This is a genomic window from Maritalea sp. S77 (assembly GCF_049801075.1).
In the GTDB taxonomy this organism is placed as follows: Bacteria; Pseudomonadota; Alphaproteobacteria; order Rhizobiales; family Devosiaceae; genus Maritalea.
In genome coordinates this window covers 1,142,956-1,161,496 of sequence record NZ_JBNAGG010000001.1, presented here as the reverse complement: position 1 = coordinate 1,161,496, position 18,541 = coordinate 1,142,956, and the positions used below count along the sequence as shown (strand labels likewise).

The window sequence follows — 18,541 nt, the reverse complement described above, 5'->3', positions numbered from 1 at the left end:
CTTGATCAGCTAGAGAAGACGCTGCCCTTGTGCAGCGTCTTCTTCTCATATGTTCGTTTTGCTATTGAGGGAGGAGCAAAATGATTGCGCAAATTCTAAGCGCGGCCCAAACCGTAATTCTGGGTGTTGCCGCTTGCGTTATCTATTTTTGGGGAACAAATTGGGTCTTGGACCGATTGCTGGGCGGCGCAAACGCTACACCAGCAGATGAAAGCAGACGCGCTGCAGTGCGACCTTGGATATTTCTTGCACCAGCACTTTTCTTTCTCTCCCTATATCTTGTCTATCCTGTGTTTGCCACGCTTTGGCTCAGCTTCTTCGATGCTGGAGGCACAGAATTTGTAGGTTTCTCAAACTTCTTATGGGCTTTGGGCGATCCCAATTTCCAACAATCCGTATTCAATAATCTTCTGTGGCTGATTGTTGTGCCTTTCTGCGCCACCGCCTTTGGCTTGGTGATCGCAGTGATGGCCGACAAATTATGGTGGGGCAATATCGCCAAAAGCCTGATTTTCATGCCCATGGCGATCTCCTTCATCGGCGCATCCGTGATCTGGAAATTTGTCTATGACTATCGCAGTGGCGATAGCGAGCAAATCGGCATCCTGAATGCGGTGATCCAAGGCTTAGGCTTTGAGCCGCAAGTGTGGATACAAATACCGTTCTGGAACAATTTCTTCTTGATGGCGATCTTGGTTTGGATTCAAACCGGTTTTGCCATGGTAATCCTGTCGGCAGCCTTGCGCGGCATTCCCGAAGAAACGCTGGAAGCAGCGCGCATTGATGGCGCGAATGATGTGCAGATCTTTTTCAACATTATGGTGCCGCAAATTTTCCCAACGATTTTAGTGGTGTGGACCACCATCACCATTTTGGTGCTGAAAGTGTTCGACATTGTATTGGCCATGACCAACGGCCAATGGGACACGCAAGTGTTGGCCAATTTGATGTTTGACTGGATGGTGCGCGGTGTCGACTTCGGCCGCTCCTCAACCATTGCGCTGGTGATCATGATCGCGGTGCTGCCGATTATGATTTGGAACATTCGCCAAGCCAACCAAGAAGAGGGGACACGCTAATGCGTATGGATTTGTCACGCATCTTCACACACATCATTTTGCTGATTTTGGTTGTGCTTTGGACATTGCCCACGCTTGGTTTGCTGGTGTCTTCAGTCCGCGACAAAGATCAACTCTCTGTCTCTGGCTGGTGGTCGGCTTTGACCACCACGGAGCGCACAGACCAAGCCCGAACCGGCACAGCAGAGCTGCAAGTTCAGGAAAACGGCAAATATGTCATCGCGGGTGATCTGTTCGACGGTGACGCCGCCGGGCGGCAAATTCAGTTCTTTGGTGTGACCAACAACACCTATAAAGACAATGCCGCTGGCGACACGATCACTTTGCGCGACGGTACTGCGCTAACGGTGAACGCAGACGGGTCATACCGTTGGGAATCCGACGAGCAGTTTGATAACAGCCGTGGTCAACGCGTGCTCTATATCGCAGCGACGCCGCCGCGCTTCACCATGGAAAACTATGAAGAAGTGATGGAAAGTGAGGGCATTGGCCGCTCGTTCATCAACTCTTTTACCGTGACCATTCCGGCCACGATCATCCCGATCCTGATTGCCGCCTTCGCAGCTTATGCATTGGCATGGATGCAGTTTCCGGGGCGGGGCGTGTTGGTGGCTGTAGTGGTTGGCCTGTTGGTCGTGCCGCTGCAAATGTCGCTAATCCCGATCCTGCGGCTCTATAATGGCGTGATGCCTCTGTTTGGTGCCGAGAGTAAATCCTATCTCGGCATTTGGCTGGCGCACACTGGCTTTGGCCTGCCATTGGCGATCTATTTGCTGCGCAATTATATGGCCAGCTTGCCAAAAGAAATCATGGAAAGTGCGCGTATGGATGGCGCGTCACACTTCCATATCTTCACCACCATGGTGCTGCCTTTGTCTTTCCCGGCGCTGGCATCTTTCGCAATCTTCCAGTTCCTTTGGGTGTGGAATGACTTGCTGGTGGCCACAGTGTTCTTGGGCAATAACGATCGGCAACTGGTGTTGACCGGGCGTTTGCGCGAATTGATCGGCTCACGCGGGGACAATTGGGAAATTCTCACCTCTGGCGCGTTTATCTCGATCATCGTGCCGTTGGTCGTGTTCTTTGCGTTGCAACGCTACTTTGTGCGCGGCCTACTGGCGGGGTCTGTCAAAGGCGGATAGAAACAAATATCTCTGGAAAGAGGAAACGGCTCGGCGTTCAGCGCCGGGCCGTTTTATATTGTTGCAAAACAAATCGCGTGGCGGGCAATCCAATGCCACAGGCCATCAAGCCAAGGGCCACAATTTCCAACACTATGGGGAACTCACCCAGCGCAACTGCGCCCAAAAACGCGGTCGTGATGGGAATGCCCACAAGGAATAAGGATGCGGTTTGAGATCCCAAATGTCGCGCGGCAAATGTGGTCAAAAACAGTGCGATGGCCCCGGCAAGAACACCTTGAATGATGGCTTGCGAGAGGATTTCGCTTGGCGCGGCGACAAACAAATTGCTCGGCATAGCGAAAAACATGGGCACCATGAGCGGCCACGAGCACCAAATGATGCCCGCAGTTACGGCGAGCGGGTCAATCTCCAAATCACGCACCGTTAAACTGAAAAAGGCAAATCCAGCACCAACGGCGAACAGGATCAAATCGCCCGGCAATGCCCACGGGTCGAAAATGAGATCGTAACACACGAAAAGCGCCATGCCGCTACTGATCAAAACCAAGCTGATGCTGCTATAGCGCGATATTGGCGCCTTGAACGCGATCAAGCCCAGTATAGCTGAAAACAAAACCACAGATGACGGTAAAATGGCCGCAGCATGGGCGGCTGGGGTGAAGCCCAGCCCGATATTGATCAAGAACGGGTAGGGCGCGCCAGCCAAAGCCGTGAGCAGTGCGATACGCTTCCACCCCAAATTTAGAAAGGCCCGCACATGCCGTCGGCGCAAAAAGGGCACGAAAAATAGTCCCGAAGCGATGATTCGCAAAATGGTGAGGTCCGTCGAGGTTAAGCGTGCCAATTCGCCTTGCGTGGTCAAACTAAATCGTGCGCCCACAAATTGCAGGGCATAAATGCCGATGGTGCTTAACCCGGCCAAAATGGCAAGAACACGGATATTCATATGTACCTAAATCGCTGAGATGGCGGAAGCCAATTATGACGGGGAGTAGGCGCCAGAAACAGCGCCATATCTGCCAACTATGGATGAAAAACTGCCGAATGCAAGCAAGTTGCGCGCAAGGGAGGCATCATTCTTGGCGATTATTTGTCATCACATGAAGCAGATATTGCATAAAAAAGCCCGGCCAAAAGGCCGGGCAGGTGAGAATGGAGGTATCCGTATTACTATTTCCAGGTGGTGTATCCCAATTTCATGGTGGTGCCGGCATAGCCGTTCAACCGGAATTGTGAGATGCGTCCCTTGTTGGTTTTAACGCAGACATAGGAACCAACTGGCATTGCCCAGATTGAGATTGGGTTGCTGGAGAAGCTTTCAGTTTTACAGCCAGCATAGCCACGGTTCGATTTGTCACCCAGCGCCAATTTTGCGCCATTGCGAGGTTCAATATATTTCTCAACAGGGTTCACAGCATGGTACCAAATGTCCGCGCCAGCGCTGCCCACATTGCCATTGTCGAGGTTCGCCATGAAGCTAGACTTCAGATTAATCGGGCCAGTTGAATGTGTAACTGGGGCAACAGGCAATGGCACTGGAATGAAGCCGGTGAACACACGCAATGAAGATGCTTTGTTGCGGATGGCAACTGGCAAATTCGACTTGCTGCTTGTGTAGTTTTTACACAGTCCACCAAGGTTTGCATTGCGGCACAAACGTACTTTGGCGCTGCCATAAAGCTTCAATGAAGCGATATTGTCGTTAAAGGTGCCATCCAGCGTATTCAGCACCGCGGGGCCGTGACAGAACTCACTTCCGGTGAAGTTTGCTCCTGTGTAGAAACAAGCCACATTGCCTGAAGGTGGTGCTGGATCTGGATCCGGCGCTGGTGCGGGATCAGGATCTGCGGGGGCACCGCCGCCATCACCACAATTGATGTTTAGGCTTGGGCCACCAGAACCGATATTGAACGAAAAGCTGCAATCTTCACCTGAAGAGCCGCCTGAACCGCCGCCACTTACAGGCTGCAGATAGTTTGAACTAACCCAGCCATCAGGGCCTTCATGCTCAATATAGCACCAGCCATTTTCAGCACATTCATTGATCTCGACATTTTCGCCGGGGGTTAGCGTGTCGACCACGCTGAATGAGGTGCCAGGACCGGTACGCACATTCAGTGCGGCGGTTGATTGTGCAGACGTCGCGAAGGCGGCTGCAGTTGACACGATAAATGTTGATGCAGCAAACCCTGCTGCCACTGTGAGTTGTTTAAAGGTCATTTTCTCTCTCCCGTTTCCAAAGCTGCCAGCTATGACAGTAACCTTGGATCACAAGAAAGCAAAATCCGCATGAATGTTTCCTGAACGCAGATGTCGGGAAAAGTTTAGGCGCAATTTTAAATAAATGAGCAGAACTTACTCGACGATGAATTGATCGGGCACCAATTCAGCAGGAAGGTTCGGGCGAAGTTTAAACCGCCCCGGGATCAATTCGCCTGTTGGCGCGGATTTATTTTGGACGCGTTTCATCAATTGGCGCACCAGCGCATGGCCACTATCATTAAGCGGTGCCCGCACAAAACTAATCCGACCTTCAAGCTGAGTAAGGTCCACATGGCGCAGCTCATCGTCCATGGTGGCGATTTCTAAATCATCGCCAACAGTGCGGTTAGAGGCTTCAATCGCCGCCTGTCCCTCAACCGCCATCACTGCAGACGAATAAATGATGGCAGTAATGTCTGGATTTTCAAGTGCTTTCTGGGTGAGCTGAAAACCGGCATGGACCATCGGGTGCACCGCATTGTAGGTGGTGAGGCCGGACGACAAGCCCATTTGTTGAAAAGCAGCTTCCGCACCGCGGCGACGTTCCACAGCAAATGAATAATGCTCGTCACCATTGATAAAGGCGATTTGCTTGTGCCCAGCGCCCAGCAGCACACGCGTGAGGGTTTCGAACAATCCGAAATTATCAATGTCCACCCACGCATATTGATCAGAACGCCCCTCACGCCCGTGCACAACAAATGGCAATCCAGTGCTGAGCAGATAATCGATGCGTGCATCGTTGGGTTGGGGCAGCTCTACAATAAATCCATCAACGCTTTGGTCATTCACATAGCGCTGATAGAGCGAAACAACTTCCTTTTCTGCACCTGATGCGAAAACCACATCATAATCATATTGCTTAACTTCGCGCAAAACCCCGGCGAACACTTCCACAAAGTGAGGATCAACAAAATGCTGCGACCCATCGCCTTTAATCCAGCCAATGGAATGTGATTTTTGCGTCACGAGCCGTTGCGCATTGCGGTTGGGCGTGTAGCCCATCTCCAAGGCAGTTTGCTGAACACGCTCACGTGTTTTAGCGCTCACGTCTGAATATCCATTCAGCGCACGCGAGATTGTCGTAATCGATAAACCGAGCGCGGCGGAGAGGTCTTTGATCGTGACCTGTTCGCGCTCACGTCCTATTGGGCCATCTTCTTGCATTAAATCTTCGCTTCCCGGCCTGTATTGTTCACATCAACCTGAATTTTCCAGACCGAACTTTCAACAATCGGTTGACGAGGGCAATATTAACCCGTTAAAAATAGTCTACCAAAACGTTTTGGAAAAGGAAATACCAACAGTTTTGAACCTGAAACGCGCCAAACACGCGACTCGGGCAAAAGAATTAAGCGACGACAAAAACAAAAGGTATTTGATGAGCACCTTCGCCTTGCAAAATAACGCCAAAGAAAAATGGCAGAAACACAAAGATTGGTGGCGTGGCGCTGTCATCTACCAAATTTATCCACGATCCTTTCAGGATGCCAACGGGGACGGCATTGGCGATTTGCGCGGGATCACGGATCGGCTCGATTATGTGGCCGATTTGGGTGTAGATGCTATCTGGCTATCTCCTTTTTTCACCTCTCCAATGAAAGATTTTGGCTATGATGTGTCCAACTATCGGGATGTTGATCCCATCTTTGGCACATTGGCAGACTTTGACCAGCTTCTGGAAAAAGCGCACAAGCTCGGCTTGAAAGTAATGATCGACCAGGTCATCAGCCACACATCGGACTTGCATGACTGGTTTGAACAAAGCCGTCAGGACAAAACCAACGAAAAGGCCGACTGGTATGTATGGGCAGATGCGAAGCCGGATGGCTCGCCGCCCAACAATTGGCTATCCATTTTCGGCGGCTCAGCTTGGACATGGGATCCGCGTCGCTGCCAATATTATCTGCATAACTTCTTGGCGTCGCAGCCCGACCTGAACTTCCACAATCCCGATGTGCGTAAGGCGCTACTGAGCGAAGTGCGCTTCTGGCTAGACCGCGGCGTGGATGGGTTTCGGTTGGACACAGTCAATTTCTATGTTCATGACAAATCATTGCAGGACAATCCGGCCCTGCCGAAGGACCAGATCAATTCGACCATCGCGCCTTCAGTAAATCCCTATAACTGGCAAAATCACCAATTCGACAAAAGCCAACCGGAAAATGTGGATTTCTTGATCGATTTGCGCGCGGTGCTGGATGAATATGACCATATCACCACAGTTGGTGAAATCGGCGATGCCCAGCGCCAGCTTGAATTAATGGCCGAATATACTTCGGGCGGCGACAAGCTGCACATGGCCTATACTTTCGACTTTTTGGGCGGCGAGTTTGAAGCGCCATATTTTGCCGCGCGCATCAAAGAACTTGAAGACATTGTGACCGATGGTTGGCCCTGTTGGGCGTTCTCTAACCATGATGTGGTGCGCCATGTGAGCCGGTGGGCCAATGAGCGGAATCGCGAAGCATTGGCGAAACTGAGTGCCATGTTGTTGCTCTGCTTGCGCGGGTCAGTCTGCGTCTATCAGGGGGAGGAACTAGCGCTCCCCGAAGCGGACATTGCGTTTGAAGATTTGGTCGATCCTTATGGGATCGAGTTTTGGCCCAATTTTAAGGGCCGCGATGGCTGCCGCACGCCAATGCCGTGGCAAAAGAATGGGCCGAATGCAGGCTTTAGCGTGGCCAATAAAACTTGGCTGCCCGTGCCGCGTGCGCACAAAGAATTGGCTGTGGACCAGCAAGAGGGACGCAGCACGCTTGCGCTCTATCGCGACTTCTTGCGCTTTCGCCAGCAACATGGTGCGCTGCGCATGGGTGACATCGAGCAGATACGCGCGATTGATAAGATTTTGTATTTTGAACGTGCAGATGCAGAACAGCGTTTCGTGTGCATTTTCAACATGTCTAACCAGGCCGCTGAAGTTGAGCTGGATTTGGACAAGGTGCAGGATAGCGATTGGCCACATGAAGCTGTCCGCACCCAAAACGGGCTAAAGTTACCGCCATTTGGCGCTTATATTGGAGTAAAAGGTTAAACCTTTGGGAGGAGGGAACCATGGCTGACATTACCATCTCGGGATTGAATAAATCCTATGGGCCAGTGCATGTTTTGAAAGATATCGATTTGGACATCAAAACCGGTGAATTCATCGTTTTTGTTGGGCCATCGGGCTGTGGTAAATCCACGCTATTGCGCACCATTTCTGGGCTTGAATCCATCAGTTCTGGTGAACTTAAGATCGATGGCAAAATAGTGAATGATGTTGCGCCTTCCAAGCGCGGCATCGCCATGGTGTTCCAATCCTATGCGCTATATCCGCATATGAACGTGTTCAACAATATGGCCTATTCACTGAAACTTTTGAAACTGCCAAAGGCGGAAATCAAAGAGAAGGTCGAATCCGCGGCGGCAAAGCTGCAACTCACCGATTATCTGGATCGGCTGCCCAAGCAGCTTTCCGGCGGTCAACGCCAACGTGTGGCCATCGGCCGCGCCATCGTGCGTGACCCGAAGGTGTTCCTATTTGATGAACCGCTCTCCAACCTTGATGCGGCCTTGCGGGTGCAGATGCGCATGGAGATTGCTGGCCTTAAAAACAGCCTACCCAACACCACCATGATTTATGTGACCCACGACCAAGTGGAAGCCATGACTATGGCGGATCGGATCGTGGTGTTGAAAGATGGTGTGGTGCAACAGGTGGGCACACCAATGGAGCTTTATGAAAAGCCCAACAGCTTGTTTGTGGCAGGCTTTATCGGCTCGCCGAAAATGAACTTCATCAAAGGCGATCAGGCCAAACCTTTCAACGCCCACACTGTTGGCGCCCGGGCGGAACATTTGGACATTGTCGATGCCGATGGAGACTTTAGCGGCACCGTGATGCACACGGAAATTCTCGGGTCTGACACCTATATTTACATCAATATTGGTGAAGAGGAGCCGCTTGTGGTGCGCCGCGATGGCAATGCGCCAATTGGCTTTGGCGAGAAAGTGCAAATCAAAACGAGACCGGCCTATGTTCATCGCTTTGATGAAAAAGGCCAGCCTCTCTAAGATATCCTCCCCGCTCACCTTGTGAGCGAACTCAGAGCCCGGTGAATGCCGGGTTCTTTTTTATTGGAGAATGCCGGGTAGGGATAGGTCGCCCGAAGCAACGTCGAACACGTCCGTGACGCACAAGAGGGGCGCATGGATGTTGGCGTTGACCTTCAGGGCGGCTGTCACCCCGTCATAATTGACACCACTCAAATCCACATCTTGATCAAACGGCACGGTTACCCGAACTTCGGTGGCTTCGAATTGCGGGCTATAGCCTGGGCTATCGATAAAGATCGGCAATCCGGGCCAAGTTTTAGGCAGTTTGGGCGACGTGCCCTCGGGAATGTCTCGCACAGCCAATGCGCCTTCGCCACAGCTTTGCGTTGGGGTGAGCACCACCCAATGGGAGTGCCACAGATCACCGTCATTATCTAATTTGCCATCATTATTTTCATCGTATAGCGGCGTGTCATCAAAATCGGGATGCACCGTTGCGGCCAACGCCAAGATGCCCGTTTCGCCTTCAAAACCAACAGCTGAAGGATCAAGTGAGGTTGGCCACACATAGGCATAAACGCCCGCGCCGCCCAACTCACCTATTGTCTCAGGACTTTCTTTGCCGGCATCGCCCACAGTGCTGAGGTGAAAGGTTACCACTTGCCCATTGCGATGGGCATGCGCGGCCAAAAGGTCAAAACTTGCGTTGATCAGTGCATTTTGCGGGGAGGTCACCGCGTCTTGCATATCTTTGGCGTGGTTGCCGTCTGCCAAGGCAGTGCCTGCAAGGCTGGTTAAAAGGGCAGTTCCTAGAATGATATTTTTCATTTTCGCTTCTCCTGTTGTGGAAAGGCCCTTTTAATAGTGAGTCGAAACTATTGCAATAGTAATTTTGACTCGCTATTAATTGCCTATGAGCGAATCTGAACAAAAATCGATTTTGGAAATGTTGGAACGCATTGGGCGGCTTACGCAGGCTGAACAATGGACCAATGATTTGAACCCCACCCAGCTGGCGGCGCTGAAATATTTGGCGCGAGCCAACCGTTTTTCACGCGCCCCCTCGCACGTTGCCGACTATCTTGGCACCACGCGGGGCACCGTGTCGCAAACGCTAAAGGCATTGGTGCGTAAAGGGCTGATAGAGGAAGTGCGGTCTGACGCTGACCGGCGATCTATCCGCTATGATTTATGCGCGGGGCATGATCAAGCGCTGGATGTGGAGACCTCGATTGCCAGTGCAGTAGCACAAATGGGGGCCGATGAACTGCGTCCCCTTTCTGAAGGGCTGCGCAACCTGCTCACCACAACATTGGAAATGCGAGGAAACCGCACATTTGGCATGTGCAATAGCTGCAAACATCATCAAAAACAGGTAGATGGCAAAGCCTATTGTGCCTTGCTGAAGGTGGATTTGGAACCGCACCAAACATCCCAAATCTGCCATGAACATAGCCGCGCCGCGTAAGGATTTTTAAATGCAACTCACGTCAGAAATCTCCGGTCTTTTTGTGGGCAAACCTCAACAAAGATGGGAGGGCAAGCCGCCGAGCGCCATCAGCAAAAAGCAGGTGGACGCGCCACTTGAACTCACAAAAACTGGGTTCACAACGGACGAGCAGGCAGACAAGAAAGTGCATGGCGGTCCCGAAAAAGCGGTGCACCATTATCCAGCTGAACATTATGAGTTTTGGCGTGCGCAAGGCTTTGATACGCATTTTGAATTTACACCCGGCGCATTTGGCGAGAACATCTCAACCAGCGGCCTAACCGAAGAACTTGTGTGCATTGGCGACATTTTCCAATTGGGCACCGCACGTGTGCAGATCAACCAAGGGCGGCAGCCCTGTTGGAAATTGAACATGCATACGGACTTCAAAATGATGGCGCTGGAATTGCAAAAGTCGGGTCGGACAGGCTGGTACTATCGCGTGCTGACACCGGGCACCGTGGCCATGGGTGACGAGCTGCGCTTGGTTGCGCGTTTGCATGAAGATTGGCCCTTGGCCAAAGTGATTGCCGCGCGATTTGACAAAAATCTATCTGCGGAAACCGCCACTCAACTGGCGGCGATTGAAGCAATGGCCGAAGGCTGGCGCAAATATTTCGCCAAAAAAGCAGGTGGCGATTTTGTAGAGGATCAAACCTCTCGCCTTATTGGACCCACAGGTGACGCTGATCGGAAAACCGAGCCTGCATAGCCGGACAAATCATTGCTGATTGTCGTGTAGCTGTCATCTGTTCATGCAAGCCTTAGCTGGTGTCAGCATAAGGAGGCACAAATGACTGTTACGATCTATCATAATCCCAATTGTGGCACCTCGCGCAATGTGCTGGAAATGATCCGCCGTTCCGGCGAAGAACCAACTATTGTCCATTATCTGGAAACCCCGCCCACCCGGGAAGAACTGGAAATGCTGTTGGTGCAAATGAAAATCTCAGCTCGAAAATTGCTGCGCCAAAAGGGCACGCCATTCGCCGAGTTGGGCCTTGCTGATGAAACATTGACCGAAGATCAATTGATCGATGCGATGATGATGCATCCGATTTTGATCAATCGCCCCATCGTGGTGACAGATAAAGGCGCTGCTTTATGTCGTCCATCAGAAGTGGTGCTGACCTTGCTGAACACGCCATTGGCAGGCGCGTTCACCAAAGAAGATGGGCAAGTGGTGCGGGCGGGATAAAAGCGCTGCGCTAAACCATCAAATTATAATGGCCGAGGGCGGGGCCAACCTCGTCCTCTTCATAGCCAAAATGCGACAGCAGCAATTTTTCCAGCTTCTCATGTTCCTCAACGGTGCGTTCAAACTGTTCGTCGCTCGGATCATCAATCAGCTTTGCAGCCTCATCCGACAATTGCACCAGCAGCGCATGAACCACTTCATGCTCCTCACGTAACCGCTTCACCACCTTATCAAGCGCCGCCATGCGTCCCTCTAATGCGGGGAACATATGCATATCTTCAATCTGGTGATGGCCATTGACCATCTGGCAGTGTTGGCCACACAGATTGCCGAAAATCTGATAATTTTGGAAAATCGGATTGTCTTTAATCTGCGCATGAAATTCAGAGGCGCTGGTGTCACCCTTGCGCACGCCCTCAAGCAGAGTGCGCATCATGCGCATATTGCGGCGATGATGCTCGTGAATGGCGCGCAGATGCCGCATTGGCTGCTTTTCATGCTCAGAAAGCGGGCCGAAATCAGGAGCCTTGGGGCGGGTCGAATCGTCGGGAATGATAATTTCTTTGTCCATGGGCGCGTTATACCAAACTGGCACATGATTTAGAGCGCATCGTGTGGGGAAGATCGTTTAGCTTATTCGAACAATCGCAGCTAGATTGTCAATCTGGCATCCAGCAATCTGTTGGTGATCTCCGCCTGTGGATGATCAAACACATCGTCCACCTTGCCATGCTCAACAATTTTGCCGTGATCCATCACCATCACTCGATCCGTCACCGCGCGGACGACATCCAAATCGTGGCTGATGAACAAATAAGCCATGCCAAACTTTTCCTGCAAATCATGCAGCAAGGCCAACACGTCCCCACGGATGGACACATCAAGGGCGGAAACCGGTTCGTCCAAAATCATCAATTTCGGCTTCAGCACCATGGCGCGGGCGATGGCTAACCGCTGGCGTTGACCACCGGAAAAGGCGTGCGGATAGCGATGCAACATGTCGATGGACAAGCCAACCCGCTGTGCCGCCTCATGCACGCGCTCTTGTTTTTGCGCAGCGGTCAATTCTGGCATCAAATGCAACGGCTCCAGTAAAGCATCCTGCATCCGCATGCGCGGGTCAAAGCTACCGAAGGGGTCTTGAAACACCATGGAGATTTCGCGCCGGGCTGCTGTTGGAATGGGGCCTACGCCTTGACCAAAGCGGTGCCCGTCAAACTGCACGCTACCACCTTGCGCCGGGTCCAGCCCCGCCACCATGCGCGATAGTGAAGTTTTGCCGCAACCGGATGGCCCCACCAGCCCCAGCGTTTCGCCGCTGTGCAGGGCGAAACTGACCTGATCGACGGCCGTTGTGATGTCTGGGGACTGCCAGAAATAGCGCTTTTGCTTGAACTGCCGGGTCAGCCCGTCAATCTCAAGCAATGGCACGCGTTGCGCCGGGCGTTTGAATTCGGGCCGCTTTGTCGGCCTTGCCGCAGCAACAAGGCGCTGCGTGTATGGCTGTTGCGGATTTTTCAAAATGGCTTGGCTGCCGCCATGCTCCACCAACTTGCCTTTTTCCAGCACATAGATCTGATCGCACAGCGCGGCCACGGCGCCGAGATCGTGGCTGATAAACAACAGGCCCATTTGCCGGGCGCTGGCGATCCGCTTGATCAAATCAATCACCCCGCGCTGGGTGATCATATCCAGGGCTGAAGTCGGCTCGTCAGCGATCAATAGCTCTGGTTCGCCAGCAAGCGCCATTGCCAACCCGACCCGTTGCCGCTGACCACCGGAAAGCTCGTGCGGATAGCGCCGATGCATATCTGCGTGCAAATCCACTTCTTCCAGCAATTGGTAAATATGAGTTTTCGTGTTGAGAGCGGGGCGATGCAGCGCCAGCACTTCACCGATCTGATCGCCAATGCGCATCAGCGGGTTCAGCGCGGTCATGGGTTCCTGGAACACCATGCCAATCTGTGCCCCGCGATAGGGGAATGGCAAATCTTCACCCAACTGCGTTGCATCGATCTTCGCAGGTTGGCCAAAATTCAAATGGATTGTGCCAGAGGCTTCAGCGCTTTCGGGCAGCAAATTCATCAGGCTGAGCGCGGTAAGGCTTTTGCCTGAACCGCTTTCCCCCACAAGCCCGACACGCGCCCCGGCCTCAATCTGCACATTGATGTTGGACAATACCTCCCGGTCGCCAAAGCGAATGGAGAGGTTTTCAAGACTAGCCAGCGACATTGATGCCTCCGGCTTTGCTCAATTTCGGGTCCATCTGGTCGCGCAAGCCGTCGCCCATCAAATTGAGCGCCATCACAAAGATGATGATGGTGAGACCCGGCCAAATGGCCTGCATCGGATAAGCCAAGAAAAAGCTCTGCGCCTCCTTTAGCATTAGGCCAAGGCTGGTTTCCGGCGGTTGGGTGCCCAAACCGATGTAGGAAAGTCCCGCTTCAGCCAGAATGCCCAAAGACAATTGGATGGTCGCCTGCACGATCAACAGGCTCAGAATGTTGGGCAACACATGCCGCACTGAAATTTGCCAGACTTTCAGGCCCGACAGGCGCGCCGCATCCACATAGTCCAGCGTCCAGATGGACAAGGCGCCCCCGCGCGCCACCCGCGCAAATACGGGGATATTGAAAATCCCAATGGCGATCATTGCATTGATGGCGCTGGGGCCAAAAAGGGTGGTTATGATGATGGCGGTGATGATGGCCGGGAAGGCGAACACGAAATCGTTAAACCGCAGGATCAATCGCTCCAACCATCCGCCATGGCCCGCGGCCAACAGGCCGAGCGGCACGCCAACCACCATGCCAATGCCTACCGCCAAAACCGCCACCCGCAAACTGGTCAGCGCCCCCGCCATCAACATGGAGAAAATGTCCCGCCCGAAAAAGTCGGTGCCCAAGATATGCTGGCCGGAGGGCGAAGCGAACCGCTCGGCAATGTTCACATTGTCGGTCGGATGTGGGGTCCACACTAGCGAGATGAGAGCCAGCACGATCAGCACAGCGCTCAGCACAAAACCGATGGCAAAGCTGGGATGTCGGAAATTGCTGGCAAATTGCTTGAGGATACGCATCAGTTGCCCGCTCGCTTTTTCAAACGCGGGTCCACCAGCGCATAGAGCAAATCCACCAAAAACATGATGATGACGACCAAGCCGACCAGCACCAGCAAGGCACTGCGCACCACAAACAGATCGCGGGCGGAAATGGCGGTGAAAATCAACCGGCCAAGGCCCGGCAGGTAAAACACATTTTCCACAATGATGGTGCCAGCAATCAAAAAGGCGAATTGCAGGCCCATAATGGTCATCACCGGCAAGAGCGCATTGCGCACCCCATGCCGCCACAGGGCCTGATTTTTGCTTAAGCCCTTGGCGCGGGCAGTGCGGATAAAATCCTGCCGCGCCACATCCACCAGCGAAGTGCGCATCACCCGCGCCAAAATCGCCGCTTGCGGCAAGGCAAGGGCAATGGTGGGCAGGATCAAGGCGCGGAAGGCAGCGGCCGGGTTTTCAGCCCAAGGCACAAACCCGCCGGGCGGTAGCCATTTGAGCGTCACTGCAAACACAACCACCAACAGCATAGCAAACCAGAAATTGGGGATTGCGATGCCAATCTGCGCAAGTCCCATCAGGCCCGCATCGCCAATTTTGCCTTGATTCTGTGCGGCAAAGATGCCCAAGGGCAGGCCAATCAAAGTGGATAGCACCAGCGCCCCAAAGGCCAGTGGCAGGCTAAGCTGCATACGCTCAAGGACCAGTTCAGCGATAGGCGCGCGTTGGCTAGCGCTGATGCCCAAATCGCCAGTGAACAGTCCCATAAGCCATTGGCCAAAGCGCACAAGCGCAGGCTGGTCCAGCCCCAATTGCTGGCGCAGGGCGTTCAACGCTTCGTCGGACGCATTGATGCCCAGCATGAACCGAGCGGGATCACCGGGCAGCACATCCAGCAGAAAAAAAATGAGCGCCGCAGCGACCAGCAAGGTCAGTGCGACACCCAATAATCTTTGTATCAAATAGCCAACCATGGGCGTATCGGGCTGATTTTGCCCAGCTTTGTCAAGCGCAACTTATCCGGTGGGGATCAGTTCGACCATTTCACTTGGGTTAGATCATTGCCTTCAACTGGTGAGTTTGGCCACATGCCGGAAAGGCGGGCGTCCCACACCCCGGTTTTGGCAAGCTGGAACATATAGCCATTCACCGCATCTTCCGCCAAAATCGTCTCTGCCGCCGCCGCGAGGGCTTTGCGATCATCCTCATCATTGGTGAGGTTGAGTTTCTCGATCAGGGCTTGGAACACCACATTGTCATATTGGAAATAATAGTCAGGATTTGCGTATATCCCGATATCAAACGGCTCCACATGGCTGACGATGGTCAGGTCATAATCCTTCTTGGTGAACACATCTTCCAGCCATTGTGCCCATTCCACATTGATCAATTCAAGTTCAATGCCGATTTCGCGCAATTGTGCTGCCAAAATCTGGCCGCCGCGACGCGCATAAGTTGGCGGGGGCAATTTTAACGTGGCCTTAAAGCCATTCTCATAGCCCGCAGCCGCCAGCAACTCTTTCGCTTTCGCTACATCATGCGGATAAGTGTTGAGCAAATCCACATAATAAGGATGGTGCGGCGCGAAATGGGTGCCGATTGGCGTGCCATAACCAAACATCGCGCCATCAATGATCGCTTTACGATCAATCACATGGGCGATGGCTTGACGTACGCGCAAATCGTTGAACGGTTCGGCCTTATTGTTGGTGGCCAAGATGGTCTCACCCTCAGTAGAGCCAACCACCACATTAAAGCGCGGGTCAGCTTCAAAAATCTCTAATGTTTCTGGCGCCGGGAAGTTGGCAAAACCATCAAGCTCGCCTGCGAGCATGGCATTTTGTGCCGCGTTCGGGTCTGAAATGAAGGTGAAGATGGCACGGTCCAGATAGACATCATCGCCGACATAATCCGGATTCTTTTCCAGGATCACTTTTGAACCTTGCTGCCAATCCACAAATTTGAACGGTCCAGTGCCAACCGGGTTGGTCTGGTTGGTCTCAGCGCTTTCAGGCGCCACAATCACCGCATCTCCGCGACCAAGATTGAACAGAAAGTCACCTTGTGGATTCGCGATTTTGATTGCGATTTTGTTGGGGGCCAAAACTTCAACATTGGTAATCGGCGCAAAGATGCCCTTTTGCGCGTTCACGCTGTCTTCAGCGCGGGCACGATCTAGGCTGAACTTTACATCTTCCGCATCAAAGCCGGTGCCATCGTGGAAGGTTACACCTTCTTTCAGGGTGAACTCGTAGCGCGTGCCATCGTCCGAAATGCTCCAGTCGGTCGCCAAAGAGGGCAACACGGCACCATTCTGGTCAATGCGGGTGAGGCCTTCAAACAAATTGGCGTAGACCACTTCGTCAATCGCGGCAGCAGCGCCTGCTGTCGGATCAAGATGGGGTGGCTCAAGAACCATCCCAAGGCGAAGTTCATCAGCTAATGCAGTTGAAGAAAACAAGGTTGCGGCCATCAAGCCCGCAAGGTGAAGCGCAGAATTTTTCACGGATATTCGCTCCCAATGATTTTTTTCTCTTTTATAGGAGAACAAGGCGCAATGAAAAGGGAGCAAAAGAAGAATTATTTGACCGTTCGGTGAATTGATGAACGGTGATCAGCTATGATTGCCTTGCAACCGACCGCCCAAAATCGCCGGAACGAGGGCGATTGCAACGATCAACAGTGCGGGCACAGCCGCCGCTTCAAAGTTCTCAAGGCTGGCCTCGGCATAAACGAAAGTTGATAGGGTTTCCAAGCCAATTGGGCGCAACAGCAAGGTGGCGGGCAGCTCCTTGATGCATTCCACAAACACGAGCGTCATCGCCGCCACAAGCGCAGGACGCAATGTCGGCAGGTCAATTTCTATCAGAGTGCGCCACTTGCTTGCGCCCAATATATGGCTGGCATCCATCAAATTCAGCCCGCGCTTTTTCATCGCCGCTTCGATATTATTATGGCTGACGGTCAGGAAGCGCACGGTATAGGCATAGAGAATAGCGATGGGAGAACCCGACAGGATCAGCCCAACGGTTACACCCCAAATGGCGCGGGTGCCATCATTGATCAACCCATCCAAAAAGCCCAACGGCACCAAAATGCCGATGGCCAAAATGGTGCCTGGCACCGCATAACCGAAAGTGGCGAGGAACGACCAGCCGCCGCGGCCATCGCGATTGATCATTTTGCGGGCGGTGAAATAGCCGATGGACACACACAACAATGCGCCGCCTGCAGCAAGCATAATGGTGTTGATAAAGGCTGGCCAAATGGCGGGACGCAGCGCGCCGCGCATCACGCGATTGATGGAAGTGGACAGCAGTTCCAATACCGGAACGCCAAACCCAAGGAACACAATCCCCGCACAAAAAGCAGTGATCAGCAGGCCAACAGGCAAGCTGAGTTTGATAAGGGAGGGGGGCACGCGGGAATCGCGACGGGTTAGATAATCACGGCGGCGGCGGGCATATTGCTCAAGCCAAATTAGCGTGCCGATCAGCAAAATGGCGGTTAGCGCCAATTGCGCCGCGCCGGGCAAATTGGAGCGGTTTAGCCAAGTCGTATAGACAATCTTTGTGATGGAATTGACGCCGAAAAACTCTACCGCGCCCACATCATTGAGCACTTCCATAAGTGCCAAGGTGACACCGACAATTAGGGCCGGGCGGGAGAGTGGCAAAATGATCGAAAAGAAAGTGCGCCACGCATTGGCACCAAGTGCCCGACTGGCGGCTACCAAGGCACCAGATTGCATCAAGAAGAAGGCGCGACAGCTCAAATAGACGTATGGGTAGAGCACCAAGCTCATCACAATCGCAGCGCCCTCGAGCGAGCGAATGTCTGGGAACCAATATTCGCGGATCGTTTTGGCCCCGGTGGCCGCGCGGATTGCCGTTTGAATGGGGCCAGTGAATTCCATAACTTCCACCCAGGCATAGGCAGAAATATAGGTGGGAACGGCCAAGGGCAGAATGAAAGCCCATTGGAAAAATTTGCGTCCGGGAAACTCAAAGGACGAAACCAGCCATGCGCTGACCAGACCAACGATGGCGGTGAACACGCCCACAAAAAGTAGCAAAAGGCCCGTTTCGGTGAGCGCGACAGGCAACATGCGCGAGAAAAGGCCGCCTTCTAAACTGAAGCGACCAAGCGCCAGAAATGCAAGGGCAAGCACAGGCAGCGCCATCAAAAAGATGATCACCAACTGAACGAAAGAAAGGCGCGAAAACGCGCCTTTCAATAAACTCGAACTTTGGTTGTCGATACCTTTAA

17 protein-coding genes are annotated in these 18,541 nt (G+C 52.9%); 7 read left to right on the top strand and 10 right to left on the bottom strand.

The window, feature by feature from the left end; all coding sequences use genetic code 11:
- Positions 1-80 precede the first annotated feature (80 nt).
- Both ACP15Y_RS05560 and ACP15Y_RS05555 read left to right on the top strand, forming a co-directional pair.
- Entirely contained in the window at positions 81-1,079 is a 999-nt protein-coding gene (locus ACP15Y_RS05560; protein WP_424982006.1) for a carbohydrate ABC transporter permease, read from the top strand.
- A complete protein-coding gene (locus tag ACP15Y_RS05555; RefSeq protein WP_424982005.1) occupies positions 1,079-2,221 on the top strand; it encodes a carbohydrate ABC transporter permease in 1,143 nt (380 codons plus the stop codon). Before ACP15Y_RS05560 ends, ACP15Y_RS05555 begins: the two co-directional genes overlap by 1 nt.
- 37 nt (positions 2,222-2,258) lie before the next feature.
- On the opposite strand, the gene ACP15Y_RS05550 is transcribed toward ACP15Y_RS05555, so the two are convergent.
- The 3 genes from ACP15Y_RS05550 to ACP15Y_RS05540 form a co-directional block, all read right to left on the bottom strand.
- Positions 2,259-3,170 (bottom strand): DMT family transporter, encoded by a 912-nt coding sequence (locus tag ACP15Y_RS05550; protein WP_424982004.1) that lies wholly within the window; start codon positions 3,168-3,170, stop codon positions 2,259-2,261.
- Positions 3,171-3,394: 224 nt separating this feature from the next.
- The gene (locus tag ACP15Y_RS05545; RefSeq protein WP_424982003.1) at positions 3,395-4,444 is read right to left on the bottom strand and encodes an SH3 domain-containing protein; all 1,050 of its coding nucleotides are present in this window, start codon (positions 4,442-4,444) and stop codon (positions 3,395-3,397) included.
- A 135-nt stretch (positions 4,445-4,579) separates the two neighbouring features.
- Positions 4,580-5,653 carry a LacI family DNA-binding transcriptional regulator gene (locus ACP15Y_RS05540; RefSeq protein ID WP_424982002.1) on the bottom strand — a complete coding sequence of 358 codons (1,074 nt, stop codon included), beginning with the start codon at positions 5,651-5,653 and terminating at the stop codon, positions 4,580-4,582.
- A gap of 214 nt (positions 5,654-5,867) precedes the next feature.
- On the opposite strand from ACP15Y_RS05540, the gene ACP15Y_RS05535 reads away from it, so the two are divergent.
- A complete protein-coding gene (locus ACP15Y_RS05535) occupies positions 5,868-7,523 on the top strand; it encodes an alpha-glucosidase family protein (protein WP_424982001.1) in 1,656 nt (551 codons plus the stop codon).
- A gap of 20 nt (positions 7,524-7,543) precedes the next feature.
- Positions 7,544-8,545: an ABC transporter ATP-binding protein gene (locus tag ACP15Y_RS05530; protein WP_424982000.1), complete on the top strand. Its 1,002-nt coding sequence runs from the start codon at positions 7,544-7,546 to the stop codon at positions 8,543-8,545.
- 60 nt (positions 8,546-8,605) lie between these two features.
- Here the strand turns inward: ACP15Y_RS05530 and ACP15Y_RS05525 are convergent, their stop codons facing one another.
- On the bottom strand, positions 8,606-9,355 hold the full coding sequence (locus ACP15Y_RS05525) for a hypothetical protein (RefSeq protein ID WP_424981999.1): 750 nt from the start codon (positions 9,353-9,355) through the stop codon (positions 8,606-8,608).
- Positions 9,356-9,440: 85 nt separating this feature from the next.
- On the opposite strand from ACP15Y_RS05525, the gene ACP15Y_RS05520 reads away from it, so the two are divergent.
- The 3 genes from ACP15Y_RS05520 to arsC all read left to right on the top strand — a co-directional run bounded on the left by ACP15Y_RS05520 (position 9,441) and on the right by arsC (position 11,214).
- On the top strand, positions 9,441-9,995 hold the full coding sequence (locus ACP15Y_RS05520; RefSeq protein WP_424981998.1) for a MarR family winged helix-turn-helix transcriptional regulator: 555 nt from the start codon (positions 9,441-9,443) through the stop codon (positions 9,993-9,995).
- A gap of 10 nt (positions 9,996-10,005) precedes the next feature.
- The gene (locus ACP15Y_RS05515) at positions 10,006-10,728 is read left to right on the top strand and encodes an MOSC domain-containing protein (protein WP_424981997.1); all 723 of its coding nucleotides are present in this window, start codon (positions 10,006-10,008) and stop codon (positions 10,726-10,728) included.
- An 81-nt stretch (positions 10,729-10,809) separates the two neighbouring features.
- Positions 10,810-11,214 carry an arsenate reductase (glutaredoxin) gene (gene arsC, locus ACP15Y_RS05510; protein ID WP_424981996.1) on the top strand — a complete coding sequence of 135 codons (405 nt, stop codon included), beginning with the start codon at positions 10,810-10,812 and terminating at the stop codon, positions 11,212-11,214.
- Between the two features lie 10 nt (positions 11,215-11,224).
- Here the strand turns inward: arsC and ACP15Y_RS05505 are convergent, their stop codons facing one another.
- From ACP15Y_RS05505 to ACP15Y_RS05480, 6 genes are all read right to left on the bottom strand, one after another.
- Positions 11,225-11,785 carry a hemerythrin domain-containing protein gene (locus tag ACP15Y_RS05505; protein WP_424981995.1) on the bottom strand — a complete coding sequence of 187 codons (561 nt, stop codon included), beginning with the start codon at positions 11,783-11,785 and terminating at the stop codon, positions 11,225-11,227.
- An 80-nt stretch (positions 11,786-11,865) separates the two neighbouring features.
- Positions 11,866-13,446: a dipeptide ABC transporter ATP-binding protein gene (locus ACP15Y_RS05500; protein ID WP_424981994.1), complete on the bottom strand. Its 1,581-nt coding sequence runs from the start codon at positions 13,444-13,446 to the stop codon at positions 11,866-11,868.
- Positions 13,433-14,293: an ABC transporter permease gene (locus tag ACP15Y_RS05495; RefSeq protein WP_424981993.1), complete on the bottom strand. Its 861-nt coding sequence runs from the start codon at positions 14,291-14,293 to the stop codon at positions 13,433-13,435. Before ACP15Y_RS05495 ends, ACP15Y_RS05500 begins: the two co-directional genes overlap by 14 nt.
- Positions 14,293-15,246 (bottom strand): ABC transporter permease, encoded by a 954-nt coding sequence (locus ACP15Y_RS05490; RefSeq protein WP_424981992.1) that lies wholly within the window; start codon positions 15,244-15,246, stop codon positions 14,293-14,295. Before ACP15Y_RS05490 ends, ACP15Y_RS05495 begins: the two co-directional genes overlap by 1 nt.
- A gap of 56 nt (positions 15,247-15,302) precedes the next feature.
- Positions 15,303-16,745 carry an ABC transporter substrate-binding protein gene (locus tag ACP15Y_RS05485; protein WP_424982467.1) on the bottom strand — a complete coding sequence of 481 codons (1,443 nt, stop codon included), beginning with the start codon at positions 16,743-16,745 and terminating at the stop codon, positions 15,303-15,305.
- Positions 16,746-16,886: 141 nt separating this feature from the next.
- Complete coding sequence (locus tag ACP15Y_RS05480; RefSeq protein WP_424981991.1) at positions 16,887-18,509, bottom strand: ABC transporter permease; 1,623 nt, start codon at positions 18,507-18,509, stop codon at positions 16,887-16,889.
- Between the last annotated feature and the right edge of the window lie 32 nt (positions 18,510-18,541).

What these genes read in the sequence shown, in the direction of transcription:
- ACP15Y_RS05560 (WP_424982006.1), top strand. Translation starts at nt 81, where the DNA reads ATGATTGCGCAAATTCTAAGCGCGGCCCAAACCGTAATTCTGGGTGTT.
- ACP15Y_RS05555 (WP_424982005.1), top strand. Translation starts at nt 1,079, where the DNA reads ATGCGTATGGATTTGTCACGCATCTTCACACACATCATTTTGCTGATT.
- ACP15Y_RS05550 (WP_424982004.1), bottom strand. Translation starts at nt 3,170, where the DNA reads ATGAATATCCGTGTTCTTGCCATTTTGGCCGGGTTAAGCACCATCGGC.
- ACP15Y_RS05545 (WP_424982003.1), bottom strand. Translation starts at nt 4,444, where the DNA reads ATGACCTTTAAACAACTCACAGTGGCAGCAGGGTTTGCTGCATCAACA.
- ACP15Y_RS05540 (WP_424982002.1), bottom strand. Translation starts at nt 5,653, where the DNA reads ATGCAAGAAGATGGCCCAATAGGACGTGAGCGCGAACAGGTCACGATC.
- ACP15Y_RS05535 (WP_424982001.1), top strand. Translation starts at nt 5,868, where the DNA reads ATGAGCACCTTCGCCTTGCAAAATAACGCCAAAGAAAAATGGCAGAAA.
- ACP15Y_RS05530 (WP_424982000.1), top strand. Translation starts at nt 7,544, where the DNA reads ATGGCTGACATTACCATCTCGGGATTGAATAAATCCTATGGGCCAGTG.
- ACP15Y_RS05525 (WP_424981999.1), bottom strand. Translation starts at nt 9,355, where the DNA reads ATGAAAAATATCATTCTAGGAACTGCCCTTTTAACCAGCCTTGCAGGC.
- ACP15Y_RS05520 (WP_424981998.1), top strand. Translation starts at nt 9,441, where the DNA reads ATGAGCGAATCTGAACAAAAATCGATTTTGGAAATGTTGGAACGCATT.
- ACP15Y_RS05515 (WP_424981997.1), top strand. Translation starts at nt 10,006, where the DNA reads ATGCAACTCACGTCAGAAATCTCCGGTCTTTTTGTGGGCAAACCTCAA.
- arsC (WP_424981996.1), top strand. Translation starts at nt 10,810, where the DNA reads ATGACTGTTACGATCTATCATAATCCCAATTGTGGCACCTCGCGCAAT.
- ACP15Y_RS05505 (WP_424981995.1), bottom strand. Translation starts at nt 11,785, where the DNA reads ATGGACAAAGAAATTATCATTCCCGACGATTCGACCCGCCCCAAGGCT.
- ACP15Y_RS05500 (WP_424981994.1), bottom strand. Translation starts at nt 13,446, where the DNA reads ATGTCGCTGGCTAGTCTTGAAAACCTCTCCATTCGCTTTGGCGACCGG.
- ACP15Y_RS05495 (WP_424981993.1), bottom strand. Translation starts at nt 14,293, where the DNA reads ATGCGTATCCTCAAGCAATTTGCCAGCAATTTCCGACATCCCAGCTTT.
- ACP15Y_RS05490 (WP_424981992.1), bottom strand. Translation starts at nt 15,246, where the DNA reads ATGGTTGGCTATTTGATACAAAGATTATTGGGTGTCGCACTGACCTTG.
- ACP15Y_RS05485 (WP_424982467.1), bottom strand. Translation starts at nt 16,745, where the DNA reads ATGGCCGCAACCTTGTTTTCTTCAACTGCATTAGCTGATGAACTTCGC.